The 12319-nt window shown below is 36.5% G+C and carries 17 protein-coding genes; 11 read left to right on the top strand and 6 right to left on the bottom strand.

The genetic code is table 11. The annotated features are described in order from the left end of the window. Positions 1–67 precede the first annotated feature (67 nt). The 3 genes from OL233_RS06420 (at position 68) to OL233_RS06430 (ending at position 1608) form a co-directional block, all read left to right on the top strand. On the top strand, positions 68–967 hold the full coding sequence (locus tag OL233_RS06420) for a DUF2268 domain-containing putative Zn-dependent protease (RefSeq protein ID WP_275471513.1): 900 nt from the start codon (positions 68–70) through the stop codon (positions 965–967). Positions 968–1098: 131 nt separating this feature from the next. Next, on the top strand, positions 1099–1404 hold the full coding sequence (locus tag OL233_RS06425; RefSeq protein WP_275471514.1) for a hypothetical protein: 306 nt from the start codon (positions 1099–1101) through the stop codon (positions 1402–1404). A 3-nt stretch (positions 1405–1407) separates the two neighbouring features. Further along, complete coding sequence (locus tag OL233_RS06430) at positions 1408–1608, top strand: helix-turn-helix transcriptional regulator (RefSeq protein WP_275471515.1); 201 nt, start codon at positions 1408–1410, stop codon at positions 1606–1608. 169 nt (positions 1609–1777) lie between these two features. On the opposite strand, the gene OL233_RS06435 is transcribed toward OL233_RS06430, so the two are convergent. After that, positions 1778–2794 carry a DUF4238 domain-containing protein gene (locus tag OL233_RS06435; protein ID WP_275471516.1) on the bottom strand — a complete coding sequence of 339 codons (1017 nt, stop codon included), beginning with the start codon at positions 2792–2794 and terminating at the stop codon, positions 1778–1780. Between the two features lie 483 nt (positions 2795–3277). On the opposite strand from OL233_RS06435, the gene OL233_RS06440 reads away from it, so the two are divergent. From OL233_RS06440 to OL233_RS06465, 6 genes are all read left to right on the top strand, one after another. After that, positions 3278–3592, top strand: coding sequence for a PTS fructose transporter subunit IIB (locus tag OL233_RS06440; protein ID WP_275471653.1), 315 nt, complete (start codon positions 3278–3280; stop codon positions 3590–3592). A 43-nt stretch (positions 3593–3635) separates the two neighbouring features. After that, positions 3636–3911, top strand: coding sequence for a hypothetical protein (locus OL233_RS06445; protein WP_275471517.1), 276 nt, complete (start codon positions 3636–3638; stop codon positions 3909–3911). Between the two features lie 42 nt (positions 3912–3953). After that, complete coding sequence (locus OL233_RS06450; RefSeq protein ID WP_437184408.1) at positions 3954–4706, top strand: PTS fructose transporter subunit IIC; 753 nt, start codon at positions 3954–3956, stop codon at positions 4704–4706. Between the two features lie 18 nt (positions 4707–4724). Next, the gene (locus tag OL233_RS06455) at positions 4725–5609 is read left to right on the top strand and encodes a class II fructose-bisphosphate aldolase (RefSeq protein WP_275471518.1); all 885 of its coding nucleotides are present in this window, start codon (positions 4725–4727) and stop codon (positions 5607–5609) included. Then, positions 5602–6087, top strand: a complete 486-nt coding sequence (locus OL233_RS06460) for a PTS sugar transporter subunit IIA (protein ID WP_275471519.1) — start codon at positions 5602–5604, stop codon at positions 6085–6087. Before OL233_RS06455 ends, OL233_RS06460 begins: the two co-directional genes overlap by 8 nt. 195 nt (positions 6088–6282) lie before the next feature. Further along, complete coding sequence (locus tag OL233_RS06465) at positions 6283–6561, top strand: hypothetical protein (RefSeq protein ID WP_275471520.1); 279 nt, start codon at positions 6283–6285, stop codon at positions 6559–6561. Between the two features lie 139 nt (positions 6562–6700). Here OL233_RS06465 and OL233_RS06470 read toward each other — a convergent pair whose 3' ends face one another. The 4 genes from OL233_RS06470 to OL233_RS06485 all read right to left on the bottom strand — a co-directional run bounded on the left by OL233_RS06470 (position 6701) and on the right by OL233_RS06485 (position 10125). Continuing rightward, entirely contained in the window at positions 6701–7258 is a 558-nt protein-coding gene (locus OL233_RS06470; protein ID WP_275471521.1) for a YdeI/OmpD-associated family protein, read from the bottom strand. Then, positions 7251–8186: an alpha/beta fold hydrolase gene (locus OL233_RS06475; protein WP_275471522.1), complete on the bottom strand. Its 936-nt coding sequence runs from the start codon at positions 8184–8186 to the stop codon at positions 7251–7253. The genes OL233_RS06470 and OL233_RS06475 overlap by 8 nt, the downstream gene beginning before the upstream one ends. Before the next feature lie 96 nt (positions 8187–8282). Then, the gene (locus tag OL233_RS06480) at positions 8283–9206 is read right to left on the bottom strand and encodes a helix-turn-helix transcriptional regulator (RefSeq protein WP_275471523.1); all 924 of its coding nucleotides are present in this window, start codon (positions 9204–9206) and stop codon (positions 8283–8285) included. Between the two features lie 268 nt (positions 9207–9474). Continuing rightward, positions 9475–10125 carry an FMN-dependent NADH-azoreductase gene (locus OL233_RS06485; protein WP_275471524.1) on the bottom strand — a complete coding sequence of 217 codons (651 nt, stop codon included), beginning with the start codon at positions 10123–10125 and terminating at the stop codon, positions 9475–9477. Between the two features lie 80 nt (positions 10126–10205). Here OL233_RS06485 and OL233_RS06490 point away from each other — a divergent pair, with 80 nt between their 5' ends. Then, positions 10206–11138 carry a helix-turn-helix transcriptional regulator gene (locus tag OL233_RS06490; RefSeq protein WP_275471525.1) on the top strand — a complete coding sequence of 311 codons (933 nt, stop codon included), beginning with the start codon at positions 10206–10208 and terminating at the stop codon, positions 11136–11138. Between the two features lie 95 nt (positions 11139–11233). On the opposite strand, the gene OL233_RS06495 is transcribed toward OL233_RS06490, so the two are convergent. Then, positions 11234–11680, bottom strand: coding sequence for a GNAT family N-acetyltransferase (locus tag OL233_RS06495; protein WP_367618494.1), 447 nt, complete (start codon positions 11678–11680; stop codon positions 11234–11236). Positions 11681–11916: 236 nt separating this feature from the next. On the opposite strand from OL233_RS06495, the gene OL233_RS06500 reads away from it, so the two are divergent. Continuing rightward, positions 11917–12312 carry a cytidine deaminase family protein gene (locus tag OL233_RS06500; RefSeq protein ID WP_275471526.1) on the top strand — a complete coding sequence of 132 codons (396 nt, stop codon included), beginning with the start codon at positions 11917–11919 and terminating at the stop codon, positions 12310–12312. Positions 12313–12319: the final 7 nt, after the last annotated feature.

A 12319-nucleotide genomic window follows, 5' to 3' on the forward strand; every position in this document is an offset into this window, starting at 1 on the left:
TCTTATGATTTCTCCCTTGACCTTCTCGTTGCGTCACCCTTTATGATAAACACGAGGAGGAGATAGTATGAATATAACACTAGTAGACACGCAACAGTTTTATACTAAAGCATGTACAGAGGCTGTCACAGAGGATCAATTTAAATACGAGGTTATGGCGCCCGTTAAGGAAATGTGGGAATATCTCAACGCTCCAATGACAGCGAAAATGCCAGGCGGGTATGATGTGGTAATGGCATCAGAGATGCTTGGGATTTGGACACCTAGAAAGAGTTGTGACAATATTAGGGAGTCTTATAAAGACTTGCTAGCAACGGGGATTTATGAGGAAGCGACTGAGGTTATCAAACATGCTAGACAGAAGTTTGAAGAAATTAACTACATGATTCCTTTGGATGAAGTGGTAATTAATATCTTACTGGGCGACGACGAGAATACGATTTTAATGGCGAGTGAGGGTTACAGTGGCTTTGGTGGTATTCCGGGCTATATCTTATTAATCGTGGTGCCTAACGCCTTTAATCGAACGAAATTAAAGTCAGCCTTAGCCCATGAGTTTAATCATAATGTTAGATTTACCCATGAGCCTTTTAATCATGGTGATGTGACAGTCGGGGAGTATATCGTGATTGAAGGCTTAGCGGAGGTCTTTGCCGAATCACTATACGGTATAGAAAACAGAGGGCCGTGGGTATGTGAGTATGATGAGGAAGAGATGGCGTATACGACGGAAGTATTTAAAGATAATTTAGAGGTCAAAGGCTTTGAACAAGTGGCTGCCTATATGTACGGTGATGAGGTGGCTAAAAGTATGGGCTACTTGCCAGTAGGTGTCTCACGAAACGCTGGCTACACTATTGGGTATCATGTGGTTAAGTGTTATTTAGAAAATACAGGTAAAACAATAGCTGAGGCGACCGTGACATCTGCAAAAGAGATACTAGAGATGAGTGGTATGTTTAAATAAATAATGAAGATCGCAAACGTTTAAAGATGTTTGTGGTCTTTTTTAGCGCAAAAATGTCAAAAGGTCTTTACATTTCGTGGTAACTGTAGTTAAATTAAAATGTAAAACATATTTGACAAAGGGGTGTTAGAATGGAACTTTTATTAGTAGGTATATTTCTGTTATTTATCGTGGTAGCAATCGGTTTAATAGTTAAAATGTTTATTTCATTATCTGTAATGGGTGATGAAAGAAGGGTTATGATTATTGAGAAATCTGCTACCTCAACATTTGGGATAATAATGGGTCTATTGGTTGTGGATATCATCGAGAAAATAGTTAGGGTCTTTATGAATCCAGATGCACCAGTAGAAAATACATCAAGTTTTATTTATCTGACAGTAGCTGCGATTGTATTTTATATTTCACTAGTTCATAATAAGCGAAAGTTTGGATAATAAATGGAAAACAAAATTAAAGAGCTTAGAAAAGAATTAGGTCTATCGCAAGACACTCTAGCAAAACAATGTAATGTCAGTCGTCAAACGATAAATGCTATTGAGAATAATAAGTATGATCCAACCTTACAGTTGGCGTTCAAGTTAGCAAAGACACTGGATACACCAGTAGATGGTTTATTTAACAGTGAGTCGATAGAATAATAAAAACCCTCAAAAGACTGTAAAAATAGTCTTTTGAGGGTTAGTTTTTTAATTTTCTCTGTTATATGAAATGGGGACTGTGAAAATACAAATTCTAAGGTCTTATTTTTATCTCAATTTTAATTCAAGAAGAGTTGAAATTGGTGTAAGATGTAATTTTGCTCATATGCTAAAAATTATTTAAAAGAGGTACTTCTTCTTCTAAATAATTTTTATGTAAATTTTTTAGTGAATTATGAAACTTCTTAAATTCTTCCTCGTCTACACGACGTTTGCGTATTTTCGTTATTTTGTTTATATTAGTTCGTGAATATACTTTAGAGTATGCACTTTCTACAATGTACTTTTGTATTTCTTCAGCAAAAGACTGAGAGGCTTTTTGATAAAGCGGAGTCGATTGACCCACTGTTGCGAATAATAATTTAGTTGGAGACAACGGAAAAATAATATTTGTATTATCTGTCCCCCAGCCACCATCAAAATGATAATTATTTTTATTATAAAAGTTTAAAAAAATTACAGGATCATCAGAAGTGGCCCATTCAAAATTATTAGGTGAATCATAGATACACCAAGAAATTTTATTTAAGGTTTTATAGGTAGAAGTAAGAAGATGTTTTATGCCAAATAACCACATTGACTTACCAGCAACGGTTTGTACGTTTATGAAGGGATTATTCTCATCTTCTTTTTGAATATCGATATTCAAAGGGAGGAGTTTATCGTATTTTAAATTTACTTTATCATTATCTCGTAATGTTTTAGTTGTTTCAAATTCTTGTGTTATAGATATTGCCAATTCTTCGATAATATCAGGAAAGATATCTATCACTGTTTTTTGAATACGAGAAAAACCTTTTAGAGTTCGAATGTATTGGCTTGCAACAAGTTTTGAAATATATTCTTTATCCTTGTTATCTAAAATATAATAAGTATTTATTTTGTCGATAAACGAGCTATATTGCATTTCAAATTCTGTCGAAAAAAAATCTTCCATTTCATCAGTAAGTTCACCTTCATTAAAATATAGATATAATGAATCGAGGCTTGAAGTTCTTGAAATAGAGACCTGATTCCATTTAGGGAAGTTTTCATGAGAAACCAAAAGATTATATTCATAAATTTTGTTGTTGTTAGCCCATTGTTTTAAATAAGTTTTTGGAACATAGTGATTATTACGCTTCAAAATACTACCTCCTTTTTATAATACAAATATATCCACATTAGGGATTTTTTTCCTTGACTTTTCGTATGCTTTAGCACTACAATTACCCCATAAGAAATAAATCGCATAAAAAAATGGCACCTCACGACGGGAATCGTGAGGACTTGCTCAGGTCAACAGAATGAAACACTCTGACCCAATCAAGCTTGCCATAGTTAATGCTAACACCAACTGGATAAAATGTAAACGATTTTTGTCTTGTTTTTATGGGCTTTTTAAAGTTTATTTAGCGAACGAAAAGACATGTTTTATCCAGTAGGGCGGAGCCTTATTTAACTATGTCAGAGAGGTTGGACAGATACTTGTTCAGCCTCTCTTTTTGCGTTCTTTTAGCCTTGACGGTGATTTATTTCTTACTTTTTTATTGTCAGTTACTGGCCGCCAATCGTTTTACAACATTGTCAATTGTCCGATACTCGAGTGAAAATGAAAGAGGCGAGTTGTATGAAAATTGTTGGTGTAACATCCTGTGCCACAGGAATTGCGCACACTTATATCGCAAAGGAAAAGCTAGACACAGCAGCAAAAGAATTAGGATTTGAAGCAAAGGTTGAAGCACAAGGCTCAATCGGAGTCGATGATTTACTGACAGCAGAAGACATCAAACAAGCGGATGTAGTGATTATCGCAGCCGATGTCAGCATTGATAAATCACGATTTGAAGGCAAACCCATTGTTAATGTTCCCATCAGTATGGTGATGCGCTCACCAAAAGAGTTTTTGAAAAAGGTTGCGTCAAAACTCGAAGAAGGGAAGTAATAACATGGCAAAAAAGAAAAAAATTATTATTAAACAACATGTCATGACCGGCATCTCCTTTATGATTCCTATCATCGTCTGTGGTGGGATTTTAGGAGCACTGGCTAAAGGATTTGGAGGCTATGATATCGGCAGCGCCGTCGAAGCAGGCGTTACCCCGTTTAGTAATCTTGATCCCTTTACTTGGACAGGCTTTTGGTGGTCAGTTAATCAACTAGGCACCTACGCTATGGACTTTTCTGTTGCCGTTATGACAGCAGGGATTGCCTTTTCAATTGCCCAACGTCCCGCTATTATTCCAGGACTCATTATCGGCTAAACCGCAACACAATCCAAAGCCGGCTTTTTAGGCGGACTCTTAATGGGATTTGTTGTCGGTCATTTTATTAATTGGATGAAAACATGGAAGATGCCAAAAGTCATGGCAGGGCTAATGCCAGTTATGATTATTCCAGTAATAGGCACAATTGTAAGCGGTCTTATATTTATAGGCATCTTTTCCGTTCCACTGAACTACATTATGGAGGCATTCCAAAATTGGATTATTGCTCTAAATGGTGGTGCCAAATCAGTTATCGGTGCAGTTATTGGAGCGTGCATGGGATTTGACTTAGGTGGACCCGTCAATAAAACCGCCTCACTTGCAGCGAATGCACTAGGAGCAGATGGGATTAATGGCCCAATGGCGGCGAAGATAGTAGGAGGGATGACCCCACCTATCGGGATTTTTATTTCCTCACTCTTAGCACGTCGTAAATATGACAGTGTCGAACTTGATACAGCAAAAGCGGCCTTACCAATGGGCTTATGTTTTATTACCGAAGGTGTGTTGCCCTTTGCAGCACGCGACCCACTACGTGTTATTCCATGTTCGATGGCAGGTTCGGCAGTTGCAGGTGCGATTGCAGTAGGAGTCGGATGTGAATCAGTTGCTGGACATGGTGGTATCTTTATTGTTCCAATGATGACGAAGCCGTTGTGGTTTATGTTTGCTTTAATCGTTGGGTCTTTTGTCACAGGAATAACCTATGCCATTGTTAAGAAGAAAACCATTGAAGGTGAAGAAATTATTGAGGCAGAATTAAAAGAAGAGTTTGATATTGAGTTTACCTAAAGAAAAGGGAGTGTCAACATGTTAGTGTCAATGAAAGCAATACTAGACGATGCCAACCAGCACGGTTATGGCGTTATGGCGATGAACAGTATCAATTTAGAAATGGTTCGTGCAGGAATTCAAGCCGCCGAAGAAGAGAAGTCAGCAATTATTATTCAAATGGGACCCAATCAAATCAAACAACATGCCTCAATGAAAGACCTAGCACCAATCGTCAAAAACTTAGCCGAATCAGCAAGTATCCCTGTAGCGCTTAACCTCGATCATGGTACAAATTATGAGGATATTATAGCGGCTGTCCAAGCTGGCTTCACGAATGTTATGTTTGATGGCTCATCTCTGTCATTTGAAGAGAATGTGGCTAAAAGTGAACTTGTCGTAAGTGTCGCTCATAGCGTGGGCTGTTCCGTAGAAGCGGAGTTAGGTCATGTAGGGCAAGCCGTAGATGGGGATGATTTGGACCAAGATCTACTAACAAACGTTGCCCAAGCCAAAGAATTTGTCGAAAGAACAGGAGTCGATGCTTTGGCAGTGGCGGTAGGAACAGCTCACGGTGATTATCCAAAAGGAAAAGTGCCTAAGTTAGACTTTGAACGGTTGGCTCAATTAAAAGCAGAATTAGACATGCCTTTAGTATTGCATGGCGGTTCTGGAGCTGGAGAAGAGAATTTAAAACAAGCCGTTGCTTGTGGCATTAATAAAATCAACGTCTGTACCGATGCCTTTAGTCACTGTGTTCAAACGATGGCAGAGAGTTTATCTGATTCAAAAAAGATGGATTATCTAGCGATTAGTATGACTGTTGAAGCAAACTTAAAACAATTTGTGAAAGACTATATGAGAGTGATTGGCTCTAGCGGACGATACGGATACGGAAAGACAGGTTATAATGGACATGAATAATCAATCAGAACCGAAAGAAGTCGAGTTATCCTTTGATGATTTTTTTAACGTGAAACTTGTTGATTTAGATATGGCAGTTGAGACAAAGGAAGAAGCAATCGCTCATTTGTCAGATCTTTTAGATAAACATGGCGTGCTCAGCCATCAAGACGATTATATCGTCACAGTCTACGAACGAGAAGTCTTAGGCATCACAGGTATGGGCGATGGTATTGCTATTCCCCACGGTAAATCTGATGGTGTCATCAAACCAGCGATTGCTATCGGACGCAACACCAAGCTAATTGAATGGGAAAGCTACGATAACCAGCCTGTAAACTTTATCTTCCTATTTGCCATACCAGGAGATAAAGAGCATGCCACGACACATTTAAGAATGCTAGCAAAACTCGCAGGCAAACTAGGTGACGTCGAACGAGTGGCTCGCCTAAAACAAGTCAAAACCTATGATGAACTATTAAATGTATTCAAATCATAAAATCAACTAAAAACTTTTTGGGTAAGTTTTAGTGATAGATAGAATAGAAGCAAGCCATGAACGAGAAAATGTTCATGGCTTTTTATTGTTTGAGAGTAAGACCAATCCCACAAACTTAGCGATTTTGTGGGATTTTTGCGTAATTAAGTGTGAATACAGCTATTTTGTATATCAAACTAATAAGGAGTGAAGGCAATGAGTCATACCAAAAATAATCAAGCAATCAAAGAAATAACCCATCAAGATATTTATGAGTTACATGATACATGGGAACAGCTACAATCATGGCAAGAAGTACTTGTAGTCCTAGGAAAGTTTTTTGAAGATGAAAGTAGACCGGTTAATAAACAACAACTCGCAAAAAAATACTACGCCAGTTCGCGAGTCTTTCAAGTATTTTATACAGATTTCAACCAAACTATGGAACGAATGGAAAAGCAGATCGTCGAACTACGACGTAAGAAAAAGATTTGATTTTATGTGACGAACTACTATAATTGCGTATAATTCTTTTACTGGTTATCTAGTGCTTTTAATCCTATCAGAGTATTAAAAAAACTATCAATTAATTTTGATAGTTTTTTGTTTATATGTCTTCCGATATCTTAAAACTCTAAGGTCTAAGCATCTCTTTTTCTGCCCATGCCTCAATTAAGCGATTCAGCCGTCTTATTTGAGTCTCTTCTTTTTTGGCACTCATTACCCACCAAATAGAATCTCTTTTGTAACCAGGGGGGAGTTGGTTGTAAAATTCCCAGGACAGTGGGTTCTTTTCGATTTCATCCAGGTAGTTTTCTGCAAGAGCAACGTTCCGATCAACGGAAGAATAACCAGCTTGGTCTTTTCTTTGATTGAAAAGAGCCAAACCTTCAGGTCTCATCTGATTGAGCTCTATTAATTTTTGAGCCTTTTCGACATTAACTTTACTCCAAACACTGTTAGGTTTACGAGGTGTAAAGCGAATTTTATAACTCTCATCATCAATGGTTTGTCGTATCCCATCAATCCAACCAAAGGACAAGGCGCAGTCCACTGATTCGGGCCAAGTAAGACTGACTTTCTTCGTTTTTTTCTTATAGAATCCAACCCATAGTTCATTAGATGTTTGATGGTGAGCAGTTAACCACTCAATAAAGTCTGCTTGATTTGTAAAAAATAGACTATCATTCATTTTCTAACCACTCCATTATTAGTTTGTTAAGTTCGTTAGGTCGTTCTTCTTGAATCCAGTGTCCAGCATCCAACGCTGCCACATCAATATTGGGTACAAAATCTTTTATATTGGGAAGAGGTGGGATGATATCTTTCTCGCCGTATACCATTAAGGTTGGCTGGTGAACGATAGGGGACACTTCTCCTAATATATCCCAATTACGATTCAGGTTTCTATACCAGTTAATACTTGGCGTGAAGCCTGTTTTCTTGAAGCTTGAGATATAAACATCTAGGCCTTGCTCACTCATAACAGGTTCGCCTAACGTTGCTGTTGCACGAGCTAAATTAATCATTTGCATCCCATCACTATACCCTTGACTAGGGTTATTTTTTCGATATAAGTTAGTCATAAATTGTGAGGCATGGTCATCTAATATGGCATCTGCAACACCAGGTTGTTTGTTAAAGTGTACAAAATAATAATCGTCCCCAAAGAATTCTTCCATAAAATCAAGCCACGGTTGCTCTCCACGAACTTGATAAGGCAATGATAAGTTAATCATTTTACGAACGCGTGTCGGGTGTAATAAAGCCATGCTCCACACCACACTAGCACCCCAGTCATGACCCATAAAAATCGCATCTTCATAGTTGTAATAATCTAATAGGGCAACAAGATCGTTTGTTAAATGTTCAATATCATAGGCTGTGACTTCCTTTGGACAAGATGATTGTCCATACCCACGTTGGTTAGGAATAATAACGTGATAACCTGCTTCTACAAGAGGAGCGACTTGATGTCTCCAAGAATAAGCATGCTCTGGCCAACCGTGGCACAGAATAATAGGTTGGTTTTTATTTTTATCACCCGCTTCGAAAATTTCTAGTTCTACTTCGTTAACGGAAATAAGTGTTGATGTTGGGAATTCATTAGTGTTTGTCATGTTAATAGCCTCCTAAATATACTAAAACTGTCTTACAAAATAATAGTATCATGTAGCTGTGACAGTAGTATGTCAGGTTTGAGATAGAAAATTCAATTAATTATATTTTCCAGACATTAAGCTGAGTTTTGCTGCCACTTTTTGCCGAAATTCTTGTGGCTCTAAGACCTCAATATGGTCGCCAAAGCCAAAGACAAGAGAGAATAGCCAGTCTTGGTCAGGTAAGGTAGCGGTGACCAAGAATTCTCCAGTGTCTAACACGGTAATATCTTCTTTATTAAAAACATCTTCCACACGCGCTTTCATGATGGGTGAGATTTTTAAAATCAGTGTTGTTAGGGGTGTTTGCTCGTTGGATAATTGTCTAACTTCGTGATAGGATTTTTTACGACGGTTAAAGGATTGATTCTCAGACTGAGCCTCCGCTATTCGGGATATTCTAAAGGTTCTGAAGTCTTCTTTTAACTGACAGTAAGCAAATAAATACCAGGTGTAATTTTTAAAAATAAGTGACATCGGTTCGACTTGTCTTTGGCTTGTGACATTATCATAATTACGATAGTCTATCGTTAGCAAATGTGTTTCTTTAATAGCATTTCTTATGGTCTTCACTAATTCTTTTTGACTGGGAGAGTCTCCGTACGGATGCAAATCTATGATGATTTGTTCAAGATGGAGATTGTCACTTTTATTGTCAGGAACGATTGTTTGTAACGTTTCTATAGAGGAATCTAGCTCACTATCGTTAAGTGTAGAATTAATATCCTTAAGCACAGAAAGTAGGGAGGTCAGATTATTAAGAGTTAGAACTTGATTATTTAATTTATAATCCTCATAAATGCTAAATCCACCATTATTTCCAGCATGAGAAATGATAGGAATACCAGCTAAATTGATTGTTTCAATATCTCGGTAAATCGTCCTAATCGACACTTCAAATTTTTCAGCCAGTTCATTAGCTGTGACACGATTTCTATTAAGTAACATGACTATTATGGTTAGCATACGTTCGATTTTCATTTTTTTCTCCTTCAAATGACGGGGTCAGCCGTTTGATTTTAAAATACCTAGTATTTATGATAATAGAGTGGAAGATTGGAATCAAATAGAAAGGTTTAAAAAAGAGGTAAATTAAATTAGGATACAGCTACTCAAAAATTAACGAGTATTTGAGTAGGAATTCTTGATTTATAAAAAGGCAGACCCACTTATTTCTAAATGGTTCCCGACTTTTTATTTAATGGATCTATTACTAGATGCAAATGAGTCACTATAATAAATTGTTTGTTTATAATTTTGAAGGTGTATAAAAATTTGTGACTGCTTCAGTCATCTCTGATTCAGCTGTTTTCAAAATAGCTTCAGAATCCAATACGGCAGTTCCTTGAGCGCGAACAATATCAAATTTATTAAAGCCCATAATCTCTTGAAACATTTCTTTTAGATAATAGTGAGAAAATTCTAAAGGTGTATATCGGTCATTTAGCGTGTAAATGGAACCACTGGCTTGAAGTAATAAAACGTTGTAATCATCAGTCATCAATCCAACAGAGCCATCTTCTGTGTATTTAAAAGTTTCACGAGCTATTAAAATATTATCAAGATAGTCTTTCATTCGAGAGGTTATATTGAAGTTATGAAGAGGTGAAACAATAACAATTCGATGGTGTTCTTTAAATTGAGTGAGTAAATTAGCCGAAGTGCTATAAATTTCTTTCTCAAAAGAGTTTAGCTCAAGACCTTCTCTTTGTTTATTCCAAATACCAAGTAACTGATCCGTTTCAATTCGAGGAATAGGTTGATCATATAAATTTAGAACAGTAGGCTTTTCTTCAGGAAAACGTTTAGAGAATTCTTTTAAGAATAACTGTTGTAGTTTAGATGAAAAACTATAGTCATTTTTAAAATCGGGGTGTGCGTTAATAATTAATGTTTGCATATACATGCTCCTTTTCTTTTGATAAACTAAGTATAAAATAAAAAGGTGCCAGAATAAGTCACCTTTTTGGAGGGATAGAATTGAAAAAATCAGAACGATTAAATCAAGAGCTTATCTTTTTAAGTGATAAATATTCATTTCAATTAAAAGACCTACAGTCAGAATTTGGTATCTCCAAAAGGACTGCATTACGAGATGTTGAAGAATTAGAGTCTATGGGATTAGCGTTATATGCTGAAAATGGCCGTCATGGTGGGTATAAACTAATTAATCAAGGGTCATTAGTCCCTGTTTATTTTAACAGTGAAGAGATTCAGGCTATTTTCTTTTCCTTAAAAGCATTGGATGTTCTCTCTTCTACACCATTTAAAAAATCATATACACAAATAAGGCAAAAGTTATTCGCTACTTTGTCTGATGAACGAAAAGATATGATTTCTCGTACTCTTGATGTGATTCATTATTATAATGTTGGCCCAATTAATGATTTGAAAAATTTAGATCAGATTTTAGAAGCTACGTTGGAAGATAGAGTAGTTCGTGCACATTATAGACAGTTTGAACATGATATAATTGAAATACAAATCCTAGAGTTGTTTTATCGAAATGGTATTTGGTTTGTAAGTGCCTTTGACAGGTTAAATGGGAAATGGGGAACATTCAGGTGTGATTGTATGGAAGAAGTGGTCATACTTGAGGCAACAGGTGAAGAATTAGACAAAACTGAATTGAAAACTATCCAAAATGAGTATGAGGAAATCTATCACGATATTCGCTTTAGATGTCGTCTGACTGATAGTGGAAAAGAAACATTCAAAAAAAATAATTATCCAAATATGAAGCTAGAGATGATTGAAAATATCCCTTATATCATCGGAGGATATAACAAGGAAGAATTAAATTATATGATAAATTACTTATTATCATTTGGTCAAAATATTACTATTGAATACCCTGATGAATTGAAGGCCACCTATTTAGAGAAGTTGAATGAAATTATCAGCCGCTATTGATTTACTATACGATCCTGATTAACCAAATAGTTAGTGGTAGCATTAGTTGAGTAATAAAAAAAGTGCCTACTCAGTCGAGTAGGCACTTTTTGATTTTATCTTTCTAAATGTAAAATAGGATAAGGTTTATCAAATCCATCGCGTTCGCTTCTTGAAACAACTTTAAATCCGTGTTTTAAATAAAAGTCTTTTGCACGACTGTTTTGTTCATTAACATCGATTTTCGTAATGTTTTGAGTTTCAATTAACCAAGTTAAAATCTGATGACCATAACCCCCACCAATTTTTTCTGGATCAAGGAAGAGCATATCTAATTCTTGTCCACTTGTTCCGCTAAAGCCAATGGGAGACTTATCAATTGACCAGATTCGTAATTCTACATGGTCTAGAAAGTTAGGTATTTGTTCTTTATAAAAGTCTAAGTCATCGGGGCTAAGAAAAGCATGCGTCGCTTTTGCCGATTTCTCCCAAATGTCTAAAATTAAGTCGTGGTCTGAGTGTGTTGCTAGGTAATTGTTTAACATAATAGTTCCTTCTTTCAATTTGTTTTTTTTATCATCTCCTTTCCTATACATAGTTGATAATTCTTTGGGTGAACCCCCATTTAAAATAATTAGTCATAGCTTACTCCTCTATTTAAACGTTTGTATCCAGTTTATAGTCAAACATTTTTTTTGCAACTATTATTTGCTATCTGACTAGATCAAGAAAGGGTAGTTTTATTCTCGCGATATGTTGTATACTTATTCTTAAATAATGATAGAGTGGACGTGATGAGATGTTTAAAGACTTAAAGAAAGCGGCAAGTGAGGTCGTAGGTCGTAGAGAAGTGAATGATTTTATTGAGGTGGGGTCGGTTGCTGCAGCTCTTTTGACAGCAGATGGTAATATCTATACAGGAATTAGCATAGATTCAGCTTGCTCTTTAGGTTTTTGTGCCGAGCATGGTGCAGTGGCAGAGATGCTAAAAGCGGGTGAAAATAAAATCGTTGCGTGTGTAGCGATTGATGGTACAGGAACACCAGTGCCACCGTGCGGACGTTGTCGTGAACTATTAACACAGTGTGACAGTTCAAATAAAGATGCTCAAATGGAAGTGGCTGAAGGGAAATGTGTTACATTAAGGGACCTTCTTCCAGAAGATTGGAAAACAGGACAAGACCGCAACTATTAGAAAAGAA

It is taken from the genome of Vagococcus proximus (assembly GCF_029143285.1).
GTDB lineage: Bacteria > Bacillota > Bacilli > Lactobacillales > Vagococcaceae > Vagococcus_D > Vagococcus_D proximus.